The 21,944-nt window shown below is 63.4% G+C and carries 20 protein-coding genes; 14 read left to right on the top strand and 6 right to left on the bottom strand.

Annotated features, from left to right (window positions below; all coding sequences use genetic code 11):
• From IVA93_RS04450 to IVA93_RS04460, 3 genes are all read left to right on the top strand, one after another.
• Positions 1–1,113: an amidohydrolase family protein gene (locus IVA93_RS04450; RefSeq protein WP_018453371.1), complete on the top strand. Its 1,113-nt coding sequence runs from the start codon at positions 1–3 to the stop codon at positions 1,111–1,113.
• A gap of 14 nt (positions 1,114–1,127) precedes the next feature.
• Positions 1,128–1,541 (top strand): Rieske (2Fe-2S) protein, encoded by a 414-nt coding sequence (locus IVA93_RS04455; RefSeq protein ID WP_018453372.1) that lies wholly within the window; start codon positions 1,128–1,130, stop codon positions 1,539–1,541.
• A 71-nt stretch (positions 1,542–1,612) separates the two neighbouring features.
• Positions 1,613–1,819, top strand: a complete 207-nt coding sequence (locus IVA93_RS04460) for a hypothetical protein (protein ID WP_007615092.1) — start codon at positions 1,613–1,615, stop codon at positions 1,817–1,819.
• A gap of 164 nt (positions 1,820–1,983) precedes the next feature.
• Here the strand turns inward: IVA93_RS04460 and IVA93_RS04465 are convergent, their stop codons facing one another.
• Entirely contained in the window at positions 1,984–2,829 is an 846-nt protein-coding gene (locus IVA93_RS04465) for an SDR family NAD(P)-dependent oxidoreductase (protein WP_018453373.1), read from the bottom strand.
• A 194-nt stretch (positions 2,830–3,023) separates the two neighbouring features.
• On the opposite strand from IVA93_RS04465, the gene IVA93_RS04470 reads away from it, so the two are divergent.
• The 4 genes from IVA93_RS04470 to IVA93_RS04485 all read left to right on the top strand — a co-directional run bounded on the left by IVA93_RS04470 (position 3,024) and on the right by IVA93_RS04485 (position 8,255).
• Complete coding sequence (locus tag IVA93_RS04470; RefSeq protein ID WP_247299325.1) at positions 3,024–4,520, top strand: aldehyde dehydrogenase family protein; 1,497 nt, start codon at positions 3,024–3,026, stop codon at positions 4,518–4,520.
• Positions 4,521–4,639: 119 nt separating this feature from the next.
• Complete coding sequence (locus tag IVA93_RS04475) at positions 4,640–5,767, top strand: alkene reductase (protein WP_026232520.1); 1,128 nt, start codon at positions 4,640–4,642, stop codon at positions 5,765–5,767.
• Positions 5,768–5,984: 217 nt separating this feature from the next.
• Entirely contained in the window at positions 5,985–6,488 is a 504-nt protein-coding gene (locus IVA93_RS04480; protein ID WP_018453376.1) for a GFA family protein, read from the top strand.
• A gap of 105 nt (positions 6,489–6,593) precedes the next feature.
• Positions 6,594–8,255, top strand: a complete 1,662-nt coding sequence (locus IVA93_RS04485; protein WP_018453377.1) for a thiamine pyrophosphate-binding protein — start codon at positions 6,594–6,596, stop codon at positions 8,253–8,255.
• Positions 8,256–8,415: 160 nt separating this feature from the next.
• Here IVA93_RS04485 and IVA93_RS04490 read toward each other — a convergent pair whose 3' ends face one another.
• Positions 8,416–9,795 (bottom strand): LLM class flavin-dependent oxidoreductase, encoded by a 1,380-nt coding sequence (locus IVA93_RS04490; RefSeq protein WP_018453378.1) that lies wholly within the window; start codon positions 9,793–9,795, stop codon positions 8,416–8,418.
• Positions 9,796–10,036: 241 nt separating this feature from the next.
• Between IVA93_RS04490 and IVA93_RS04495 the strand changes: the two genes are divergently transcribed.
• The 6 genes from IVA93_RS04495 (at position 10,037) to IVA93_RS04520 (ending at position 15,724) form a co-directional block, all read left to right on the top strand.
• The gene (locus tag IVA93_RS04495; protein ID WP_018453379.1) at positions 10,037–11,446 is read left to right on the top strand and encodes a M20 family metallopeptidase; all 1,410 of its coding nucleotides are present in this window, start codon (positions 10,037–10,039) and stop codon (positions 11,444–11,446) included.
• 99 nt (positions 11,447–11,545) lie between these two features.
• Positions 11,546–12,457, top strand: a complete 912-nt coding sequence (locus IVA93_RS04500) for an amino acid ABC transporter substrate-binding protein (protein WP_026232521.1) — start codon at positions 11,546–11,548, stop codon at positions 12,455–12,457.
• A 115-nt stretch (positions 12,458–12,572) separates the two neighbouring features.
• The gene (locus IVA93_RS04505) at positions 12,573–13,304 is read left to right on the top strand and encodes an amino acid ABC transporter permease (protein WP_026232522.1); all 732 of its coding nucleotides are present in this window, start codon (positions 12,573–12,575) and stop codon (positions 13,302–13,304) included.
• A gap of 4 nt (positions 13,305–13,308) precedes the next feature.
• Positions 13,309–14,001 (top strand): amino acid ABC transporter permease, encoded by a 693-nt coding sequence (locus IVA93_RS04510; RefSeq protein WP_018453382.1) that lies wholly within the window; start codon positions 13,309–13,311, stop codon positions 13,999–14,001.
• 8 nt (positions 14,002–14,009) lie between these two features.
• Positions 14,010–14,741: an amino acid ABC transporter ATP-binding protein gene (locus tag IVA93_RS04515; RefSeq protein ID WP_018453383.1), complete on the top strand. Its 732-nt coding sequence runs from the start codon at positions 14,010–14,012 to the stop codon at positions 14,739–14,741.
• Between the two features lie 122 nt (positions 14,742–14,863).
• Positions 14,864–15,724, top strand: coding sequence for a D-amino-acid transaminase (locus tag IVA93_RS04520; RefSeq protein ID WP_018453384.1), 861 nt, complete (start codon positions 14,864–14,866; stop codon positions 15,722–15,724).
• 158 nt (positions 15,725–15,882) lie between these two features.
• Here IVA93_RS04520 and IVA93_RS04525 read toward each other — a convergent pair whose 3' ends face one another.
• The 3 genes from IVA93_RS04525 to IVA93_RS04535 form a co-directional block, all read right to left on the bottom strand.
• A complete protein-coding gene (locus tag IVA93_RS04525; protein WP_247541490.1) occupies positions 15,883–16,344 on the bottom strand; it encodes a carboxymuconolactone decarboxylase family protein in 462 nt (153 codons plus the stop codon).
• A 29-nt stretch (positions 16,345–16,373) separates the two neighbouring features.
• Positions 16,374–17,987, bottom strand: coding sequence for an MDR family MFS transporter (locus IVA93_RS04530; protein ID WP_018453386.1), 1,614 nt, complete (start codon positions 17,985–17,987; stop codon positions 16,374–16,376).
• A gap of 117 nt (positions 17,988–18,104) precedes the next feature.
• Positions 18,105–19,286 carry an HlyD family secretion protein gene (locus tag IVA93_RS04535; protein WP_247541488.1) on the bottom strand — a complete coding sequence of 394 codons (1,182 nt, stop codon included), beginning with the start codon at positions 19,284–19,286 and terminating at the stop codon, positions 18,105–18,107.
• A gap of 275 nt (positions 19,287–19,561) precedes the next feature.
• Between IVA93_RS04535 and IVA93_RS04540 the strand changes: the two genes are divergently transcribed.
• Positions 19,562–20,473 carry a LysR family transcriptional regulator gene (locus tag IVA93_RS04540; protein ID WP_018453388.1) on the top strand — a complete coding sequence of 304 codons (912 nt, stop codon included), beginning with the start codon at positions 19,562–19,564 and terminating at the stop codon, positions 20,471–20,473.
• Here the strand turns inward: IVA93_RS04540 and iaaH are convergent.
• The gene (gene iaaH / locus IVA93_RS04545; protein ID WP_018453389.1) at positions 20,468–21,892 is read right to left on the bottom strand and encodes an indoleacetamide hydrolase; all 1,425 of its coding nucleotides are present in this window, start codon (positions 21,890–21,892) and stop codon (positions 20,468–20,470) included. The two genes, IVA93_RS04540 and iaaH, sit on opposite strands and share 6 nt — an antisense overlap.
• Positions 21,893–21,944: the final 52 nt, after the last annotated feature.

Consider the following 21,944-nt stretch of genomic DNA (forward strand, 5'->3'; position numbering starts at 1 on the left):
ATGAGTGACGTCATCGACCGCCCACTACGAGAAGACGAAAAGCCTGCCGCTTCGCGGCTGCGCATCGTCGATTGCGACGTTCATCCGAGCCTGCATTCGTTCGACGATCTCAACGAGTTTCTGCCAAAGCGCTGGCAGCAGCATCTGAAGGAATATGGCAGCCATTTGCGCACGCCCTATCTGTTCACCACGCCCTATCCGCGCTCTTCGCCGCTGATCGCGCGGCGCGATGCCTGGCCGCCGACCGGCGGGCCGCCCGGTTCGGATCTCGCCTTCATGCAGAAGCAGCATCTCGATCCGCTCGATGTCGAGTTCGGGATTTTGCAGGTGCTCGATCTCTTCATCTTCTCGCAGCAGAACCTCGAATTCGGCGCCGCGATCCAGCGTGCCATCAACGACTGGCAACTGGCGTTCTGGTCGCATCGCGACCCGCGCCTGAAGGCTTCGATCCTGGTCGGGCAGGACGGCGTCGATCTCGCCATTGCCGAGATCGAACGCTGCGCGAAAATCGGCGAATACGTCCAGATCAACGTCTCGCCGCGCGCCAACGAGCCGTTGGGCCGCCGCCGCTACTCGCCGATCTACGAGCGTGCCCAAGAACTGGACCTGCCGCTCGGCATCCATGTCGGCGGCTATGGCGGGCATGCGCCGACCGGTGGCGGCTGGCCGTCCTATTATGTCGAGGAGCACCAGTCCAACGCGCACACCATTGCGGCGCAGCTTGCCAGCCTCGTGATCGAGGGTGTGCCGGAGCGTTTTCCGAAATTGAAGTTTGTCTTTATCGAGGGCGGCTTCGGCTGGATCCCGTCCGCGGTGTGGCGAATGGACCAGCATTTTGAGCGGTTTCGCAGCGAGGTGCCGCATCTCAAGCGCAAGCCGTCGGAATATGTCCGCGAGCATTTCTGGTTCACGACGCAACCGATCGACGAACCTGACGAAGCCCGGCACCTGCGCTCGTTGATCGAATGGGTCGGCATCGACCGTCTCCTGTTCTCGTCGGACTATCCGCACTGGGATTTCGACGATCCGCGCTTTGCGTTCAAGACGCCACTGACGGAGGCCGAGCGAAGGAAGATCTTCAGCACCAATGCCCGCGCGGTCTACAAGTTCTGAGAAGGTCTGCACGGATGGCCCGTCACATCGTCGCGTCCACCTCGGAGATCCCACCCGGTGGCAACAAGGTCGTCGATGTCGCCGGCCGCGACATTGTCGTGTTCCACGTCAATGGCGAGTTCTTCGCTTTGCTGAACCGCTGCCCGCACGAAGGCGCGCCGCTGGAGAAAGCGGCCTGTGTCGCGCGACTGACCTCGCCCGAGCCCGGCATCTATCAGCGCTCGCGCGTCGGCGAGATGCTGCGCTGTCCCTGGCATGGCTGGGAGTTCGACATGCGCAACGGCCAATCCTGGTTCGACCCGAAGCGCGTCAAGATTAAGTCATATCCGGTCGCGGTGGAGCGAGGCGAGGAACTCCAGAAAGGCCCGTATGTTGCCGAGACCTTTCCGGTGCATGTCGAGGACAGCTACGTGATTGTCGAGGTCTGAGCAGCCGTTTCGGATTGTGATTTCGCCGCAGGTGGGATAAGCCTCGCCCGCATTTATGGCGGAGACGAGCTTTGTCGAAACAATCACTGCGTGAGGAGGCCGAGCGCCTGATCCGCGAATCGATGGAAAAGAAAACCGTCGTCGTCAAGCAGGGCGATACTCGCATCGAGGCCGTCTGTGGTAAATGCGGCGCCCCGAACCGTGTGCAGGCGCCAAAGGGCCAGACCCGCATCAAGTTCGCCTGCAAGAATTGCGGGCATCAGCAAGAGACGCTGTAGGTTTCTTCGCCCTCTCCCCCTGTGGGAGAGGGTGGCTCGCCGCATAGCGGCGAGACGGGCGAGGGGTTTCTCTCTGCGAGAGACACTGCTCCTGAATTTGCGGATGCAACCCCTCATCCGGCGCTTCGCGCCACCTTCTCCCACAAGGGGAGAAGGAAAAACGCCTAATCCCCCTTCACGAACTTCGCGAATGCATCCGCATGGTCCGGGTGCCAGCGTGACAGCGGCGGGCGGTTCTCCACGATGTCGCCGGCGGCCCACAGCATGCGCTTTTCATCGAGCGCGCGCGGGACATCGTTGTCCGGGCACAGAATGTAGAAATCCCCGGCCTCCAGCCGCGCCAACATGAAATTCACGGTCTGCTCGGCCGTCCAGGCGCCGGCCGGCTTCTCTGTGCGGCCCTTCGCGGTAAGGCCCGTAAAGACGAAGCCGGGAATCAGCAGATGCGCGGTGATGCGGCAACCCGCAGTGTTGCGCAGCTCGTGCTGGAGCGCTTCCGTAAAAGCTTTCACGCCTGCCTTGGAGACGTTGTAGGCGGGATCGCCGGGCGGGGTGGTGATGCCCTGCTTCGACCCGGTGTTGATGATGAGCCCCGCGCTGCCGCGCGCGATCATGTTGGGCGCGAAGGTGCGCGAGCCGTTGATGATGCCCCACATGTTGACGCCGATGATGCGCTGCCAGTTGTTGGGTTCGCCGAACAGCGTGCTGCCGGGCTGGATGCCCGCATTGTTCATGAGGATGTCGGTGCCGCCGAAGCGCTCGTGGACGGCGCGCTCCAGTTCCATCACGCTCTCGGCCTTGCTGACGTCAATCGCGAAGGTCATCACATGTGCGGCGGACGTGAGGGATGAGAGTCTTGTCGCGGCGTCCGCCAGCCGCGCCTGATCCACATCGGCGATACACACCTTCACGCCGTTTCGCGCGAAGGCTGCGGCGGCGGCGAATCCGATGCCGGACGCGCCACCGGTGATCACGGCAACATTGTCTTTGATGATCGCGGGATGTGGCATGGATCGGTCTCCGGGGAGGGGCTCGGTCGTGCTATAACATGGCACTCGCGCGACCCCGCACAAGTCGGCATGGGAGGTGTTCGTTCCGCGCCGACTCTACGCCTCTACTTTACGCCTGTCCGGCATCGCAGTATTCTATCGATCAACGATCCCACCCAGATCGAACCAATCAATCATTGACAGGGAGTTCAGCCATGGCTGTGTCGCAGGCTATTCCGATCACGCGCCATCCATTCGCCAACGGATCCTACAAGCAGATGCTGATCGACGGGAAGTGGGTCGATGCTGCCTCAGGCAAGCGCTTCGAGACCCACAACCCCGCGACCGGCGAACTGCTCGCAACAGTGGCCGAGGGCGACAAGGAAGATATCGATCGCGCAGTTGCTGCCGCTCGCCGCGCCTTCGAAGGGCCCTGGAGCAAGGTCAAGCCGTTCGAGCGGCAGAATCTGCTCCTGAAGCTTGCCGACCTCGTCGAGAAGAATTTCGACGAATTGTCGCAGCTCGACACGCTCGACATGGGCGCGCCGCTCAGCCGTACCCGTGCCTATCGCCTGCGCGCCGTCGGCATGCTGCGCTATTATGCCGGCCAGACCACCGCGATCCATGGCGAGACCATCGAGAACTCGCTGCCCGGCGAAATCTTCTCCTACACGCTGAAGGAGCCGATCGGCGTCGTCGGCGCCATCATTCCCTGGAATGGTCCGCTGACTGCGACGATCTGGAAGATCGGTCCGGCGATCGCGACCGGCTGCACCGTCGTGCTCAAACCGGCCGAAGAAGCGCCGCTGACCTCGCTGCGCATCGCCGAGCTGGCGATGGAAGCGGGCGTTCCGCCCGGCGTCATCAACGTCGTGCCTGGCTATGGCGAGACTGCGGGCGCGGCGCTTGCCGCACACCACGACGTCGACAAGGTTGCCTTCACCGGCTCGCATGTCACGGGCCAGTCGATCATCCGCGCCTCGGCCGGCAACCTCAAGCGCGTCTCGCTCGAGCTCGGCGGCAAGTCGCCGGACATCGTGTTCGCGGATGCCGATCTCGATGCGGCCGTGCCGGGCGCTGCGATGGCGGTGTTCGCCAATTCGGGACAGATCTGCAGCGCCGGCACCCGGCTTTTCGTCGAGCAGTCGATCTATGAGGAGTTCGTCGGCCGCGTGGCCGAGTTCGGCAAGAAACTGCAGGTCGGCAACGGCCTCGATCCCAACACCCAGATCGGACCGCTGGTGTCCGAGCAACAGCTCGAGCGCGTCACCAGCTATCTCGACATCGGCCAAAAGGAAGGCGCGCGGGCGCTTGCCGGCGGTGGCCGCGTCACCGAAGGCGCGCTTGCAAAAGGCTTCTTCGTCTCGCCGACAGTGTTCGCGGGCGTCCAGGACAATATGCGCATCGCGCAGGAGGAGATCTTTGGTCCCGTCATTTCGGCGATCGCGTTCAAGGACATGGACGAGCTGGTCAAGCGCGCCAACGCCACCACGTTCGGTCTCGGCTCGGGCCTGTGGACGCGGGACGTCAGCAAGGCGCATGCGGTCGCGAAGAGGCTCCGTGCCGGTTCGGTGTGGGTGAACTGCTACCAGGCGATGGACCCGGCCGTGCCCTTCGGCGGCTACAAGATGAGCGGCTACGGCCGCGAATCCGGCAAGCAGCACGTCGAGGAATATCTCAACGTGAAGGCGGTGTGGATCAAGACGGCGTAACACTGGTCTTTCCCGCGTTCCGCGGGAGGGAATATCTGCTTTTGCAGGGGCGGCGCCTTCTCTCGGTAGCCGCCCCTCGCTATATGATGCGCATCCTTCCTTCGCCATTCGAGGCCAGCATGAAATTCGAGGCGTTGTTTCAACCGTTGCAGGTCGGTCCGTACACGCTCGCGCATCGCGTCGCGATGGCGCCGTTGACGCGCATGAGGGCCGAGCGCGAGAGCTTTTCGCCGCGGCCGCTCAACGCCGAATATTACGGCCAGCGCGCCACCCAAGGCGGCCTGCTCATCGCCGAGGCCTCGCCCGTGCTCTCGCACGGCCGCGGTAATCCAGCGACGCCCGGCATCTATTCGGAGACGCAGATCGCGGGCTGGCGCAAGGTGGTCGACGCCGTGCACGCCAAGGGCGGCATCATCTTTCTCCAGCTCTGGCACGTCGGCCGCGTCTCGCATTCCTCCTTCCACGGCGGGGAGCTGCCGGTCTCGGCCTCCGCGATCCCGATCAAGGCCGAAGGCATGAAGGCGATGACTGCCGACGGCAAGATCTCCAACTATGAGACGCCGCGCGCGCTGGACACGGATGAAGTCAAGGGCATCGTCGAGGCCTTCAGGCAGGGTGCGAAGAACGCGCTGGCCGCCGGCTTCGACGGGGTCGAGATCCACGGCGCCAACGGCTATCTGCTCGAGCAATTCCTGCAATCACGCAGCAACCAGCGCACCGATCAATATGGCGGTTCGATCGAGAACCGCGCGCGGCTTCTGCTCGAAGTGACCGAGGCCGCGATCGACGTCTGGGGCGCGGGCCGCGTCGGCGTGCGGCTGTCGCCCCACGGCATCGCCAATGATTCCGGCGAGCCCGATCCGATGCCGCTCTACACGCACGTGGTCAACGCGCTCGACAAGCTCGGTCTTGCCTATCTGCATTTCATCGAACCGCGCTCCAGCGGCTCGGGGCGCGCCGAAGTCAACTGGCAGAACGTGCCGTCGGCGATGCTGCTGTTCCGCCCGCTCTACAGCGGCGTGCTGATGACCGCCGGCGGATTTACCGGCGAGACCGCGAACGCCGCCATTGCGGAGGGGCATGCTGACATCATCGCCTTCGGCCGCATCTTCATCTCCAACCCCGATCTGCCGCTCCGCCTGCAGCACGATTACCCTCTCACGCCGTATAACCGTGCGACGTTTTACGGTGGCGAGGAGAAGGGTTATACGGATTATCCCGCGTACGACGAACTGACGCCGGTCTGACACTGCTGTAGCCCGGATGAGCAAAGCGATATCCGGGGTTCACTCAAGCTCTGGTCTTCCCGGATGTCGCTTCGCTCATCCGGGCTACAGAGTTATTGTGTTGCCCCGACTGACACCACGAACTCCGTCATTGCGAGCGCAGCGAAGCAATCCAGACTGCCTCGGCGGCAAGACTCTGAATTGCTTCGCTGCGCTCGCAATGACGAGAGGAGAGACAATGGCCAAAGCCGCAGCCGCCGCAGGTATAGCCACCGGCCAGTGCCTCTGCGGCAGGGTTACCTTCGAGATCGACGTTCCCGCACGCTGGGCCTGGCACGATCACTCCGCCGCCAGCCGTCGCGCCCACGGCGCCGCCTATGCAACCTATGTCGGAAGCTGGAAGAAGCGGTTTCGCATCACCGCAGGTAAGACGGCGCTGACGCGCTACGAGGACAAGGCAACGAAGACCGCGCGCAGCTTCTGCGCGCATTGCGGCACGCCGATCGCATATGAGCGCCCGCGCGGGCCGCATATGGTCAACATCCCCCGTGCGCTGTTTAGGGAACGCACCGGCCGCCAGCCGCTCTATCACATCGCGATCGAAGAGCTGCAGGAATGGACCTATACCGGCGAGCCGCTGGTGCCGCTGAAAGGCTTTCCCGGTGTGGTCTGGCAGCGCTCGAAAAAAAAGAAGCGGGCGAGCGGCGAGGATCCGTTCGAGTTGGGGCGCGAGGAGATGTAGCGCTGTCCCACGCAACGCAGCCATGACCGCGCTTCCTTGCGCGCCTCCCGCGATTTCGGCCATCATGCTTTTTGCCTTGCGGCAACGTCCGCCTCTGGAGGAAACATGAAGAACAAGATCACCGGCCGCTCCGCCTTTCTCGCGTTGCTCAAGGACGAGGGCATCACGCATCTGTTCGGCAATCCCGGCACCACCGAGCTGCCGATCATGCATGCGCTGAAGGATCACCCTGACCTCGCCTATGTGATGGCGATGCAGGAGAGCCTGGTGGTGGCGATCGCGGATGGCTATAGCCGCGCCTCCGGAAAGCTGGTCGCCTGCAACGTCCATGTCGCGCCCGGCCTCGGCAACGCGATGGGCTCGCTCTACAACGCCCAGTTCACGGGCACGCCGATGATCCTGACCGCGGGCCAGCAGGAGCAGGGCCACGGACTGATGGAGCCGGTGCTGTATGGGCCGCTGGTGCGCATGGCCGAGCCGCTGGTGAAATGGGCGGTCGAGGTGACGCGGCTCGAGGATCTGCCGCGCATCGTGCGCCGCGCCGCAAAAGTCGCAACCACCCCGCCGACCGGGCCGGTGTTCATTTCATTGCCCGGCGATATCCTCAACAGCGAGGCAGGGATCGATCTCGGTCGCTCCACCCGCATTGACGCTCGCACAAGACCATCGGATGAGGCACTGAAGGCGTTCGCCGCCCGACTGCTCAGGGCCGAGCGTCCCGTGATCGTCACCATGGACGAAGTGGTCAAGAGCGATGCGCTGATGGAGGCCGCCGAACTCGCAGAACTACTCGGCGCGGCTGCCTACCAATCCTCGACGCCCTATGGCTCGCACTTCCTCTCGGAGAGCCCGAGCTTCGTCGGCACGCTGGCACGTGTCCAGAAAGTCGCGCGCGACACGCTTGCGCCCTTCGACCTCTTGATCGCGCTCGGCGGCGATCCCTTGCGGATGTCGGTCTACAGCGAGGTCGACGCGCTGCCGGAGGGCCTTGGCATCGTGCAGATCGGCCTCGGCGATTGGGAGATCGCCAAGAACTACGGGGCTGAGATCGCGCTGAAGGCGGATTTGAAGGAAACGCTGCGCGCGCTGATCCCGGTGTTGAAGGAGATGGGCGGCGCTGCCCTGGCGAGCCGCGCGAAGCAACGGCTGACCGAACTCGCGCCGAGGAACTGGACCGCGCGGCGCACCGCGCTGGTCGAGCAGATCGGCAAGGCCGCGGACCGCAGCCCCATCGATCCGGACTGGCTGGTGCTGCAAATGGTCGAGGCCATGCCCGCTAATGCCATCCTCGTGGACGAAGGCCTCACCTCGAGCCGCCAGATCACGGCCTTGCGTGCGCACCGCGATCGCTTCGGCTATCACGGCCTTGCCTCCGGCGGCATCGGCTGGGGCCTGCCGGCCTCCGTCGGCGCCAGCATCGCCAATCCCGATCGCCCGGTGGTCTGCTTCTCCGGCGACGGCAGCGCGATGTATTCGATCCAGTCTCTGTGGACAGCGGCGCATCACAAGCTGCCGCTCAATGTGGTCATTGCCAACAATGGCGGCTACCGCATCATCAAGCAGCGCCTGCTCGCCTTCCACGGCGACGACAATTACGTCGGCATGGATTTTGTCGATCCGCCGGTGGATTTCGCGGGCGTGGCTAAGGCGCTGGGATGTGAGGCAATCAAAGTCAGCGATCCCCGAGAGTTGAAGGCGACGCTGGCGTCGGCGTTTGGCCGGCCGGGGACGAAACTGATCGAGGTGATGGTGGACGGGAAGCTGTAGGGCAGCGTCACCTGCGGCATTGGTGCCGCCACATTATCAGTCGTGATCACCCGCGAAGGCGGCTGATCCAGTATTCCAGAGCCGGCGGTGATTGAGTCGAGACGCTGCGGCGTACTGGATGTCCCGGTCAAGCCGGGGCATGACAGCGTACCTAGCGGCGCTACCCCTTTCTCCCCACTCTGAACCCTGCCGCCGGATGCGGCGCACCTAGCCGCGCCCGCCCCTCGCCGAACAGCTTCTCGCGTAGCGTGCCCTGCGCGTACTCCGCCTTGTACCGCCCGCGTCGCGTCAGCTCCGGCACCAGCATGTCGGCGATGTCCTCGAAATCGCCGGGTGAGATCGCGAAGGCGACGTTGAGGCCGTCGACATCGGTCGCCTCGAACCACGCCTCGATCTTGTCCGCGACCATTTCCGGCGTGCCGACCACGACGGGACCTGCGCCGCCGACGCCGACATGCTCGATGACGTCGCGCACGGTCCAGACGCGATCGGGATCGGCGCGGGTGACGTTATCGAGTGCGCTGCGGCCGGCATCGTTCTGAACATGGCGCACCTGCTGATCGAGCTCGTAGCCGGAGAAGTCGATTCCGGTCCATCCCGACATCAGCGCCAGCGCGCCTTCCGGGCTGATGTGGCGGCGATAGTCGGCATATTTTTCGTTCGCTTCGGCTTCCGTCCGCCCGAGGATGATCGTCATCATCGAGAACATCAGGATTTCCGCCGGATTGCGGCCGAACGCGGCGGCCTCCTGACGGATCGCCGATACGCGCGGCGCGATCACCTTGGCTGACGGCCCCGACATGAACACGCATTCGGCGTGCCGTGCCGCGAACTGCCGTCCGCGCGGCGAGGTGCCGGCCTGATACAGCACGGGCGTCCGCTGCGGCGACGGTTCGCTCAGGTGGATGGTGTTGTTGATGCGGTAGTTCGCGCCCTCGTGGTTGACGCGATGGACCTTTGTGGGATCGGTGAAGATGCCGCGCGTGCGGTCGCGCAGCACGGCGTCGTCCTCCCAACTCCCTTCCCAGAGCTTGTAGACGACCTCCATATATTCGTCCGCGATCTCGTAGCGGTCGTCGTGCCCGATCTGCTTGTCCTTGCCGGCGCCGCGCGCGGCGCTGTCGAGATAGCCGGTGACGACGTTCCAGCCGATACGCCCCTCGGTGAGATGATCGAGCGTCGACATCCGCCGCGCGAACGGATAGGGCGGCTCGAAGGAGAGATTGCTGGTGACGCCGAAGCCGAGATTCTGCGTCACGGCGGCCATTGCCGACAGCAGCAGCAGCGGATCGTTCGAGGGCGACTGGGCTGCGTTGCGCAAGGCTGCGTCAGGACTGTTGCCGTAGACGTCATAGACGCCGAGCACGTCGGCCAGGAACAGTCCGTCGAAACGGCCGCGCTCCAGCGTTCTGGCAAGATCGATCCAATAGGGCAGGCGGTTATATTCGGCAGTGCGGTCGCGCGGATGGGTCCACAAGCCCGGTGATTGGTGCGCGACGCAATTCATCGCAAATGCATTGAGCCTGATCTGCTTGGCCATGATGGTCCCCCGGCGCCCTGTACCGGGCGCTCTTCGAATGATAGAGCTGCGCCCGAACTTGGCGAAGTTCTTGCATATAACGCGACGTTGGCAAGGCCAAAATCAGCGGCGCTGCCGCGCTTGGCAAGCCAATCTCAAGAGAGCAAGAACGAAATCCCAAGACTATCGAAGTCCCCGCCACTTTCGGAGGCCTGCCCGTATCGGGTATGCTCCTTCGCCTCGCAACCTAAAAAAGAAAATAATGACCAGAGCCGATGCCATCGCCCGCGCCCGTGACGATTTTGAATCGGGCGCGTTCCTCGCCGAACTCGACCGCCGCGTCGCCTACCAGACCGAGAGCCAGAATCCGAACCGGAGCGTCGAGCTGCGCGCCTATCTGGAACAGGAGATGGTGCCCGCTTTTGCCGCGCTCGATTTCGAAAGCCGGATGATCGAATCTCCCAGCGGCAAGGCGCCGTTCCTGTTCGCCGAACGCCGCGAAAGTGAGACGGCGCCGACCGTGCTGATCTACGGCCATGGCGACGTCGTTGACGGGATGGAAGGCGAGTGGCGCGACGGCCGCGATCCCTGGCGCACCACGGTTTCGGGCACGCGTCTCTACGGTCGCGGCACCGCCGACAACAAGGGCCAGCACAGCATCAACATGGCGGCACTCCGCGCGGTGCGCGAGGCCCGCGGCGGCAAGCTCGGCTTCAACGCCAAGTTCATCCTCGAGATGGGCGAGGAGATCGGCTCGCCGGATCTCGGCAAGGTCTGCGATCTCAATCGCGATGCGCTCAAGGCCGATCTGTTCGTGGCCTCCGACGGGCCGCGCCTGTCCGCCGACCGTCCGACCCTATTCCTCGGCTGCCGTGGCGGCATCCGCATTCATCTCGATGTGAACCTTCGCGACGGCGGCCATCACTCCGGCAATTGGGGCGGTGTGCTCGCCAACCCAGCGACCATTCTGGTCAACGCGATCTCGACGCTGGTCGACGGCCACGGCCGCCTTCAGCTGGACGCGCTGAAGCCGCCGCGCCTCACCAACCAGATCCGCAGCTATCTTGCGGACGTGCAGGTGGTGCCGACCGAGGACGAGCCGGCGTTGGCCGAGAACTGGGGCGAGGAGGGTCTTTCGGCGGCCGAGCGGCTCTATGCCTGGAACACGCTCGAAGTGCTGGCGATGTCGTCGGGAAACATCGAGAAGCCGGCTAACGCCATTCCCGGCCACGCCAATGCCGTGCTGCAACTGCGCTTCGTGGTCGGCACCAAGGTCGACGGCCTGATCGAAGCCGTCCGTGCGCATCTGGTCGAAAGGGGTTTTCCGATGGTCGAAGTGCGGGCCGCACAGAGCTTCGCGGCATCGCGCACCGATTTCGACAGCCCCTGGATCGCATGGGCGGCGAATTCGGTGAAGGAGACCACCGGCAAAGTGCCGGCGGTGCTGCCGAATTTCGGCGGCTCGCTGCCCAATGACGTGTTTTCCGAGATATTGGGCCTGCCGACGATCTGGGTGCCGCACTCCTATCCCGGCTGCTCCCAGCATGCGCCCAATGAGCACATCCTGCTGCCATTGACCGAAGAGGCCTTGACGGTGATGGCCGGCCTGTTCTGGGATCTCGGGGAATTGCCAAGCCCGCTAACAAGCCCGCTAACGCGCCCGCCGGCCTGAGCCGTTAACCGGAGCCGCGATCCAGCCAAAAGTCACATTCTATTCCAACCCAATTTGTGCTTGCATCCCGCCGGCATCATCCTGAAAGGGGACCAAAACGTGAAACATTTCCGTAGCATCGGCCTCGCGCTCGCCGCGACCTTCGCCGTCGGCCAGGCCGGGGCCGAGGAGCTGACCGGCACGCTCAAGAACATCAAGGACACCGGCGCCATTACGCTCGGCTTCCGCGACTCCTCGATCCCGTTCTCTTATCTCGACGACAACCAGAAGCCCATCGGCTACGCGATGGACATCTGCTACAAGATCGTCGACGCCGTGAAGAAGGAGCTCAAGCTCGACAAGCTCGAGGTCAAGCTCAATCCGGTGACCTCGGCGACCCGGATCCCGCTGATGGCGAACGGCACCATCGATCTCGAATGCGGCTCGACCACCAACAATGCCGAGCGCCAGAAGCAGGTTGCCTTCACCAACACCCATTATTTGACCGCCAGCCGCTACGTCTTCAAGAAGTCGAGTGGCCTGAAGGCGATTGACGACCTCAAGGGAAAATCGGTGGTTTCCACTGCCGGCACCACCAACATCAAACAGCTCACCGAGGCCAATGTTGCAAAAAGCCTCGGCGCAAACATCATTCCGGCCAAGGACCACGCCGAGGCCTTCCTGATGGTCGAGACCGACCGTGCGGTCGCCTTCGTGATGGATGATATCCTGCTCGCGAGCCTCGTTGCCGGCTCGAAGTCGCCCGATGACTACGTCATCTCCAAGGACGCGTTCTCCAAGCCTGAGCCCTACGGCATCATGCTGCGCAAGGACGACGCGGCCTTCAAGAAGGTCGTCGACGCGGCGACCGCTGCGCTCTACACCTCCGGCGAGGGCCAGAAGATCTACGACAAGTGGTTCACGCAGAAGATCCCGCCGAAGGGCCTCAATCTCAACACGCCGATCTCGGCCGAGCTGAAGAACGAGTTTGCCAAGCCGACGGACTCGCCAAACCCGGACGATTATAAGTAAGCTATAACCTCGATCTTTCGATCGGGATCGTGTCCGGCCATCTTGACTCCAGGATGGCCGGACATTTGCATAGGCGCCAGGACATCGATGACTGGCGCGTTCGCGCGGGGGACACGTGAACTACAACTGGAACTGGGGAATCTTTTTCCAGCCGAACCCGATGGGGACCGGCACCTATCTCGACATGCTGTTGTCGGGCCTGGTGCTGACCCTCAAGACGGGTGCGCTCGCCTGGATCATCGCGCTGATCACCGGATCGATCGTCGGCGTGATGCGCACACTGCCGTCGAAGGGAGCGTACTGGTTCGGCTTTGCCTATGTTGAATTCTTCCGCAATATGCCGCTGCTGGTGCAGCTCTTCCTGTGGTTTTTCGTGCTGCCGGAAGTGTTGCCAAGGTCCGCGGGATTGTGGCTGAAACAACTGCCGAACGCGCCGTTCTGGACGGCCGCGATTGGCATCGGGTTCTTCATGTCGGCGCGCGTCGCCGTGCAGTTGCAGGCCGGCATCGGATCGCTGCCGCGCGGGCAGAAGATGGCGGCGACCGCACTCGGCCTGACGACCCTGCAGGCTTATCGCTACATCCTGCTGCCGATGGCTTTTCGCATCATCCTGCCGCCGCTGACGTCCGAGTTCCTCAACACCATCAAGAACACGGCTGTGGCCATCACCATTGGTTTGCTCGAACTGACCGGCCAGGCGCGCTCGATGCAGGAATTCTCGTTCCAGGTGTTCGAGGCCTTCACCGCTGCGACCATCCTCTATCTCCTCGTCAACGCCGTCGTCGTGACCGCGATGCGCTTCCTCGAGCGCTGGGTCGCGATCCCCGGCTACATCACGGGGAAGTAGCGCCATGTTCAGCAATTTTGATTTCGGGGTCATCATCCGCACGCTGCCCTATCTATTCTATGAGGGCATGACGTTCACGCTGATGCTGACCGGGCTTGCTGCACTCGGCGGCCTCGTCTTCGGCACGGCGATCGCGCTGATGCGGCTGTCCGGCTACAAGGTGCTGGGCCGCATCGCGGGCGTCTATGTCGACTTCATGCGCTCGCTGCCGCTGGTGCTGGTGATCTTCTGGTTCTACTTCCTGGTGCCCTATATCGGGCAATGGGTAACTGGCGCGTCGCGTCCGATCAGTGTCGGCGCGTTCGCGTCCTCGCTCATCACCTTCATCATGTTCGAGGCCGCGTACTTCTCCGAGATCATGCGTGCCGGCATCCAGTCGATCTCGCGCGGCCAGCCGGCCGCAGCCAACGCGCTCGGCCTGACCTACGCCCAGACCATGCGCTACGTCGTTCTGCCGCAGGCCTTCCGCAACATGCTGCCGGTCCTGATCACGCAGACCATCGTGCTGTTCCAGGACACCTCACTGGTCTATGTGCTGTCGATCACCGATTTCCTCGGTGCGGCTAGCAAGGTCGCGCAGCGCGACGGCCGTCTGGTCGAAATGTATCTATTCGCAGCGATCGTCTACTTCACCATCTCCTGTATCGCGTCCTTCGGCGTTCGCCGCCTGCAGGCGCGCATCGCCATCATTCGATAGAGTTTGCCATGATCGAGATCAGCCACGTCGACAAATGGTACAGCCCGGCCTTCCAGGTGCTGACCGACTGCACCACCAGCGTCGCCAAGGGCGAGGTGGTCGTGGTCTGCGGTCCGTCGGGATCAGGCAAGTCGACGCTGATAAAATGCGTCAACGCGCTGGAGCCATTCCAGAAAGGCGACATCAGCGTCGATGGCACTAAGGTCAACGACCCCAGGACCAATCTGCCCAAGCTGCGCGCGCGTGTCGGCATGGTTTTTCAGCACTTCGAGCTGTTTCCGCATCTGAAGATCATTGATAATCTCTGCCTCGCGCAGCAGAAGGTGCTCGACCGGTCGCGCGACAAGGCGGTGGCGAAAGGCATGCAGCTGCTGGAGCGGGTCGGCCTGAAGGAACAGGCGCAAAAATTTCCCGCGAACCTGTCCGGCGGCCAGCAGCAGCGCGTGGCGATCGCCCGCGCGCTCGCGATGGATCCCATCGTCATGCTGTTCGACGAGCCGACCTCGGCGCTCGACCCCGAAATGGTGAGCGAGGTGCTCGACGTCATGGTAGACCTCGCCCATGAGGGCATGACCATGATGGTCGTGACGCACGAGATGGGCTTTGCCCGCAAGGTCGCCAACCGCGTGATCTTCATGGACCGCGGCGAGATCGTCGAGGACGCCCCGAAGGACGATTTCTTCGGCAAGCCCCGCAGCGACCGCGCGCAGAAGTTCTTGTCGAAGATTCTGTCGCATTGATCCCACTGTCATTCCGCGACGTGCCTCCTGGCGCCGGTCGGGAATGACGGGTTGAGGGTTTCGTGGCACCGACAAATCCCTTATACCAGCGGGTAATCCCTATTCCCGCCAGGAGACCTGCCTTGGATCCGATCGCCTATGTCAACGGCTCATTCGTCCCGCTTTCGGACGCCAAAATTTCGGTCCTCGATCGCGGCTTCCTGTTCGCCGACGGCATCTATGAGGTCTCGGCCGTGCTCGACGGCAAGTTGGTCGACAATGCCTCGCATCTGGCGCGGCTGGAGCGCTCGGTCGGCGAGATCAAGCTGAGGCTCCCGGAGACGGTCGAGCGCATCACCGAGATCCAGCAGGAGCTGATTGCACGCAACAAGGTCGAGAACGGCCTCGTCTATCTCCAGGTCACCCGCGGCGCCGACAAGGGCCGCGACTTCGCCTTCCCCAAGGGCGACGTCAAGTCGAGCCTGGTGATGTTCACGTCGGAGAAGGACATCATCAACGCCGCCTCGGCCAAGACCGGCATCAATGTGATCACCGTGCCCGACATCCGCTGGGAGCGGCGTGACATCAAGAGCGTAGCATTGCTGGCGCAAGTGCTGGCAAAGCAGGCCGCGGCCGAAGCCGGTGCGGGCGAAGCCTGGATGCTGGAAGACGGTTACGTCACCGAAGGCGGTTCGTCTTCAGCGTTCATCCTGACCCAGGACGACGTCATCGTGACCCGCAAGAACTCCAACGCGATCCTGCCGGGCTGCACCCGCAAGGCGGTGGTGGCGCTGGCGGAAGAGCGTCAGCTCCGCGTCGAAGAGCGTTCCTTCACGGTCGCCGAGGCGCTCGCCGCCAAGGAAGCCTTCGCCACCTCGGCGTCGCTGTTCGTCCAGCCGGTGGTTGCGATCGACGGCAAGAAGGTCGGCGACGGCAAGCCCGGCCCGATCGCCATGCGGCTGCGCGAGATCTACGTGGAGTTCGCGAAGGCGACGGCGGTTTAAGCTACCTACCGCCGTCATCGCCCGGCTTGACCGGGCGATCCAGTACTCCGTGACGGGAGTGCTGGACTCGAGAAGCCGCGGCGTACTGGATGCCCCGGTTAAGCCGGGGCATGACAGGCGAATGTATTGAGGCAGTTTGGCCTCCACACATCAGCACCTCACGCCACCGATGCCTTCACCTTCACCGGATGAACCGCACGGAACGCGATCGCGATTCGGTTCCAGGCATTGATGGCGCCGATCAGCATGGTCAGGTTCACCGTCTCCGAGTCGGAGAATTGCGGGCGGACCTGCTCGTAGACGTCATCAGGCGCGTGCGTCTCGGAGATCAGCGTCACTGATTCCGTCCAGGCCAGCGCCGCGCGCTCGCGGTCGGTGTAGAGCGGTGATTCGCGCCAGGCGTTGAGCAGATAGATGCGCTGCTCGGTCTCGCCGCGCTTGCGGGCGTCCTCGGTGTGCATGTTGATGCAGAAGGCGCAGCCGTTGATCTGTGACGCCCGGATCTTGACGAGCTCGATCAACGATTTCTCAAGGCCCGTCGACTGGATCTGCTCTTCCAGTGCCATCAGCGCCTTCATCGTGTCGGGTGCGGCCTGGTAGAAATTCATGCGGGGTTTCATGGTCGTTCTCCTTGCTGGCTGGGTTGACGTCAGTGGGCGCCGCCGGCCGAGGCGTGGCCGGCCTTCTTCAGGAAGAGGGTGGCGATCAGCGCGACGATCAGGGCCACGCCGAGCAGATAAAAGGTGTCGCTGAAGGCGAGGATATAGGCCTGCTTCTGCACGATATGGCCGATCGCAACATAGGCGCGATGCAACGCGTCCGCCCGATCGAGAATGCCGTGATTGACGAAGTATTGGGTGAGCTGTTCCAGCCGCGTCCGCGTCGCCTGCTCGAACAGCGAGACTGACTGCATCAGCACGTTGGAGTGATACTGCTCGCGCTTGGTCAGCAGGGTCTGCAACAGCGCGATGCCGACGGCGCCGCCGAGGTTGCGCATCATGTTGAACAGGCCGGAGGCCGAGCCCGCGTTCTCCGGTTCGATGCCTGAGGTCGCCACCGCAGACAGCGGCGCCATTACCAGCGCCTGGCCGATCGCACGAACCACATTGGGCCAGAGCAATTGATCGGCGGCATAGTTGCCGGTCATGTAGATGTTCATAAAGTTGGAGGCCGCGAACAGGACGAAGCCGACGCCGATGATGAGCCGCGCATCGAGCTTCTGCATCAACCGCGGGACCAGCGGGATCAGCACCAGCTGCGGCAGGCCGGTCCAAGCCAGCACCATGCCGATCTGCTCGGCATTGTAGCCCTGGATGCGGGCCAGATATTGCGGCAGGATGAACACCGAGCCGTAGAGCGCGATTCCCAGCAGGAAATTCGCGAGCATGCCGAAGCCGAAATTGCGGCGGACCAGCAGACGCAGGTTCAGGAGCGGCTTCTTCACGGTGAGCTCGATGATCAGGAAGGCGCTCAGCGCCACGGCCGCGATGACGGACAGCTTGACGATGAAGGGCGAGCCGAACCAGTCGTCTTTGTTGCCTTCCTCGAGCACGGTCTGCAGCGCCGACAATCCGATCGCCATGGTGATGATGCCGGCCCAGTCGCCGTCGCGCAGCAACGACAGCTTCATGGGCTTTGCATCGAGCGCGTACCAGAGCATGCCGACCATGATCGTGCCGGGGACAACGTTGACATAGAAGATGTACTGCCAGCCAAAATTCTCGGTGAGATAGCCGCCGATGGTCGGGCCGATCGCGGGCGCGAACGTCGCCGACAGCGCGAACAGCGCAAGGCCCACGGGTTGCTTGGCGCGCGGCAGCAATGTGATGATGAGTGTGAACGCCATCGGAATCAGCACGCCGCCGGTAAACCCTTGCACCGCCCGCAGCACGATCATCTGCGGCAGGTCTTGCGCCAACGCACAGGCGGCTGACAGGACCAGGAACAGGACCGCATTGGTGAGGAGATAGATGCGGATCGAGAACACCTGCGCCAGCCAGCCGGACAGCGGGATCACCACGATCTCCGCGATCAGATAGGAGGTCGAGATCCAGCCGCCGTCATCAATGCCGGCGCCGATCGCGCCCTGGATATCGGCGAGTGAGGCATTGACGATCTGGATGTTCAGCACCGCCATGAAGGCGCCGAGCGTCGCGCCGATCACGGCGATCCAGGTCTTGGTCGAGACGGCGGGCGTTGCGGGGGCCGCGACGGGAGCGGGGATATCGGCCGTGGTATTAACGGTCGGTTGGAGCGTGCTCATGGAAGCCTCGTCTCGGTTACGGAGACAGGATGGATCAGGCAGTTCGTTTCGATAATCGACCAAGTTTGGGAAGGATCATCCGGTAGGACTTGATAGTCCCGCCGGACCTTTCCGGCTTCAACCGCCGTTCGGACGGGCCGCGTTGTCGGCGAGATGCTTCGCCGTCTCACGCTCGGCCAGCACGGTCTGCTTGGTGTCGACGGTCGGCACCGCGGACATGCCGGGGCGCAGCAGGCCGGTCAGGCTGTGGTCGTCGAGCACGATCTTCACCGGCACCCGTTGCACGATCTTGGTGAAATTGCCGGTGGCGTTGTCGGGCGGCAGCAATGCGAATTCAAGGCCGCTCGCCGGCGACAGGCTGTCGACATGGCCGCGCAGGGTCTGGTTGCGGAAACTGTCGACGTGCAGCTCGACCGGCTGGCCGGCGCGGACATGTGTGAGCTGCGTCTCCTTGAAATTCGCCACGACATAGACCGCATCGAGCGGCACCACCACCATCAATTGCGTGCCGGCCTGCACGAACTGTCCCACGCGCAGTGAGCGGGCGCCGACCGTTCCGTCGACCGGCGCGGTAATCTCGGTGTAGGAGAGATTGAGCGTCGCCTGCTCCGCGACCGCACGCGCATGTTCGAGCTGGGCAGTAGCCTGCGCGCGCTGGGTCGTGAGCACGTCGACCTTGCGTTGCGCGGCCACGAGGCCCGACATGGCATGTTGCAGTTGCGCGTTGCTGGCGCGCAACGCGGCGTCAGTCTGTTGCGCGCGCTGAATCGTGCCGGAGCCCGACTTCATCAGGTCGTCGTAGCGGGCGCGCTCCTCCTGCGCAAATTTCAGATTCGCGTCCGCAGCAGCGACATCGGCTGTGCTCTGCTCGATGATCGGCTGCTGGAGTTCGAGCTGGGCGTCGAGGTTCCGCACTGCCGCTTCCGCCGCAGCGACATCGGCGCGGGCCTGATTGAGCGCCGCCTTGAAGTCGCGGTCGTCGATCTTCGCCAGCAGCTGGCCCGCTTTGACCTTTTCGTTGTCGCTGACCAGCACCTTGGCGATGTAGCCCGAGACCTTTGGCGCGATGATCGTGGAGTCGGCCTTCACATAGGCGTCGTCGGTTGTCTCGAGATAACGGCCGTTGACCCAGTAGTCGTGTCCGTAATGGACAACCGCAGCCGTGCCCGCAAGGAACGCGAGCGCCAGCGCCGCCCGCCGGACCGTATTCCGGGCGGGACCACGCACCGGCGCCGTCGGGGTAGCTTGCGGTATTTCAGTCGCTTGCTGAAAGTTTTTGGTGCGGGGCATCTCGGACATGGCAGTCTCCTTCGGCTGACCCAGACTATCGGTCTTCCTCGTCCGATCGATAATCAGCGAAATGCCGAAAGGATTATCCGCTGACAGTGGATAGTCCCGGGATCTCGCCTTGGCCCGTATGATCTATCGAGCCGGAGGTACGACTGCCCCAGAGCGATTGCCGCGCCTGTCGAGGGATTGCGGCTAACGCATCCGCGCTGCCCGCAGGAGCGGTTTGATGGATAATCGGACGGAATTCCTTGCGATTATCTCTCAAGAGCGGATAATCAGTCGGCATGGACCGATTGACCAGTCTCGAAGTCTTCAGCCGGGTGGTCGAGACCGGCGGCTTCTCTGCAGCAGCCCGCAAGCTCAACATGTCGACCACCATGGTGAGCAATCACGTCCAGGCGCTGGAAGACCGGCTCGGCGTGAGGCTGCTTCAGCGCACCACGCGCAAGGTCAGCCTCACCGACATCGGCAAGGCCTATTACGACCGCTGCATCCAGATACTCGCCGAAATCAAACAGGCCGACGATATCGCGAGCGAATTGCAGTCGGTGCCCCGCGGCACGCTACGGATCCACGTCGCCACGCACATGGTGCCGTTCGTTGCGCCCGTGGTGGCGAAGCTCCTGTCGACCTATCCGGAGCTCAAGATCGATCTGCGGATGGGCGAGGCCGAAATCGACCTCATCGAAGAAGGCTATGACGTTGCTCTGCGCATGACCGCGCCGCCGGATTCGAGCCTGATCGTTCGCAGCCTCGCAACCTGGCGGCACGTGCTGTGCTGCTCGCACGACTACCTCGAAAGGCACGGTCGCGTGCAGAAGCTCGATGAGCTCACCGCGCACAATTGCGCCCGTCACTTGAATTATCCGTTCGGCGAAGATTGGCGCTTCTTCGATCGCAAGGGCACGCCGGCATCGGTGCGCATCTCCGGCAGCTTTATCACCAACAGCGGTGAGGCCTTGCGAAAGGTGGCGCTGGAAGGCGCTGCCGTCTGCCTGATGGCCGGTTTTCTCGTCCAGGGCGATCTCGAAGCCGGTCATCTCGTTCGCCTTCTGCCCGAATATCGTCCCGTCGAGATGTCGATGAACGCGGTCTATCCGCACCGGCATCATCTGTCGGCGAAGGTCAGGACCTTTATCGACATGCTCGTGCATCACAGCGCCGAGCAGCAGAAGCTGATCAATCCCTATTCATGAGCGGGGTGGCGCCGGCAGCCGTCCGAACACTTTTTCAAGCGCCATGCCGAGCGCAAGCAGGCGGCGGTCGCTGCCTGCAGGGCCATCCAGCTCGAGTCCGATCGGAAGTTTGCTGACCGCGCCGAGCGCAATCGGGATCTGGATGCCGGGAATGCCGGCATTGCTGCCGGGATCGGTGTTCTGGATGAACAACCCGAAATTCTCGAGGCTGCTGGAATCCGGATTGGAGGCAATGGCGACGCGCGGCGTGGTCGGGAAGGCGATGGCATCGAGCCGGTTGTCGGCGAAAGTCCTGCTGTAAAGCACCTGGAGCGCGGGGCGTGCACTATTGATCGCGGCGTCATAGATCGGCTTGGCGTCAACCAGCGTGCCATCGGGGGCAGGCAGTTTGCGCGGGATCACCAGGCCATCATAGGTGCCCTTGACGTCGGCGCTGGAGATGTCCCTTGCCATCGCCTCGATGCTGAGGCCCGTGCCGGTGTGGTCCAGATAGGCGACCAGATCGTCATAGGCTTCGTACAGCGCGACCGGAAAGCTGACCTGGCCATTGAACTCGGCCAGTTGCGGCATTTCGATCTCGACCATCGTGACACCCTGCGCTTTCATCTTCGCCACTGCTGCCTGGAAAGCGGCGTTGGTGTCAGCGTCGAGATTTGTCAGCATCGACCTCACGATGCCGATTCGCATCTGCTTCAGATCGGCCGCCTGAACGGCTTCGCCACCTGCTATGACGCGGTCGAGGAGTTCGACATCCGCCGCGGTCGCCGCCATCGGGCCCGCGGTGTCGCGGGTGTGCGAGATCGGCGCGATGCCAGCTTGCGGATAGCGTCCGACCGTCGGACGCAGCGAGGCACATCCATTCAGTGCGGCGGGGACCCTGACCGATCCGCCAGTGTCGGTGCCGAGCCCGCCCGCGACGATCCGCGCGCCGATCGCGACGCCCGTTCCTGAGGAGGAGCCGCCCGCGATCAGGGTGCGGTCATAGGCGTTGCGCACGCCGAACTCCGCGCCGGTCTTGAATGCGGTGTTGTAGCCGGAGATGCCGAAAGCGAGCTCGTGCATGCTGGTCTTGCCGATGATGACCGCGCCCGCCGCGCGCAATTTTGCGACCACCGGCGCGTCGGCCCTCGGAACGTAATGCTTCAGCGCCGGCGTTCCTGCGCTGCAGGGGAGCCCCGTGACCTCGATATTGTCCTTGATCACGATGGGAACACCGCCGAGCGGCTTGTCCTTGTTGTCGTTCGCGTCGAATGCGGCCGCAGCCTTCAGAGCGCCGGCCTCGTCCAGGGTGACGAAGGCATTCAGATCGGCATTGGCCTTGGCGCGGGCGAGAGCTTCCGTCGTGAGCGCGGTGCTCGTGACTTTTCCGGCGCGGAGGTCGGCCACAGCCTGGGTCAGGGTCAACTGGTCGAAATCCATGAGGCGTCACCCGGTTGCAGGAGCGCCATCAGGGCGCCCCTCGGCTCCAGAG

Source organism: Bradyrhizobium sp. 155, from assembly GCF_023101105.1.
GTDB lineage: Bacteria > Pseudomonadota > Alphaproteobacteria > Rhizobiales > Xanthobacteraceae > Bradyrhizobium > Bradyrhizobium canariense_D.

Excerpts from the sequence above, each read along its gene's own strand:
- IVA93_RS04525 (WP_247541490.1), bottom strand. The coding sequence starts at position 16,344 with ATGAAACCCCGCATGAATTTCTACCAGGCCGCACCCGACACGATGAAG.
- iaaH (WP_018453389.1), bottom strand. The coding sequence starts at position 21,892 with ATGGATTTCGACCAGTTGACCCTGACCCAGGCTGTGGCCGACCTCCGC.
- IVA93_RS04480 (WP_018453376.1), top strand. The coding sequence starts at position 5,985 with ATGGCCAAAGCCGCAGCCGCCGCAGGTATAGCCACCGGCCAGTGCCTC.
- IVA93_RS04485 (WP_018453377.1), top strand. The coding sequence starts at position 6,594 with ATGAAGAACAAGATCACCGGCCGCTCCGCCTTTCTCGCGTTGCTCAAG.
- IVA93_RS04535 (WP_247541488.1), bottom strand. The coding sequence starts at position 19,286 with ATGTCCGAGATGCCCCGCACCAAAAACTTTCAGCAAGCGACTGAAATA.
- IVA93_RS04510 (WP_018453382.1), top strand. The coding sequence starts at position 13,309 with ATGTTCAGCAATTTTGATTTCGGGGTCATCATCCGCACGCTGCCCTAT.
- IVA93_RS04515 (WP_018453383.1), top strand. The coding sequence starts at position 14,010 with ATGATCGAGATCAGCCACGTCGACAAATGGTACAGCCCGGCCTTCCAG.
- IVA93_RS04470 (WP_247299325.1), top strand. The coding sequence starts at position 3,024 with ATGGCTGTGTCGCAGGCTATTCCGATCACGCGCCATCCATTCGCCAAC.
- IVA93_RS04455 (WP_018453372.1), top strand. The coding sequence starts at position 1,128 with ATGGCCCGTCACATCGTCGCGTCCACCTCGGAGATCCCACCCGGTGGC.
- IVA93_RS04540 (WP_018453388.1), top strand. The coding sequence starts at position 19,562 with ATGGACCGATTGACCAGTCTCGAAGTCTTCAGCCGGGTGGTCGAGACC.
- IVA93_RS04490 (WP_018453378.1), bottom strand. The coding sequence starts at position 9,795 with ATGGCCAAGCAGATCAGGCTCAATGCATTTGCGATGAATTGCGTCGCG.
- IVA93_RS04450 (WP_018453371.1), top strand. The coding sequence starts at position 1 with ATGAGTGACGTCATCGACCGCCCACTACGAGAAGACGAAAAGCCTGCC.
- IVA93_RS04530 (WP_018453386.1), bottom strand. The coding sequence starts at position 17,987 with ATGAGCACGCTCCAACCGACCGTTAATACCACGGCCGATATCCCCGCT.
- IVA93_RS04495 (WP_018453379.1), top strand. The coding sequence starts at position 10,037 with ATGACCAGAGCCGATGCCATCGCCCGCGCCCGTGACGATTTTGAATCG.
- IVA93_RS04465 (WP_018453373.1), bottom strand. The coding sequence starts at position 2,829 with ATGCCACATCCCGCGATCATCAAAGACAATGTTGCCGTGATCACCGGT.
- IVA93_RS04475 (WP_026232520.1), top strand. The coding sequence starts at position 4,640 with ATGAAATTCGAGGCGTTGTTTCAACCGTTGCAGGTCGGTCCGTACACG.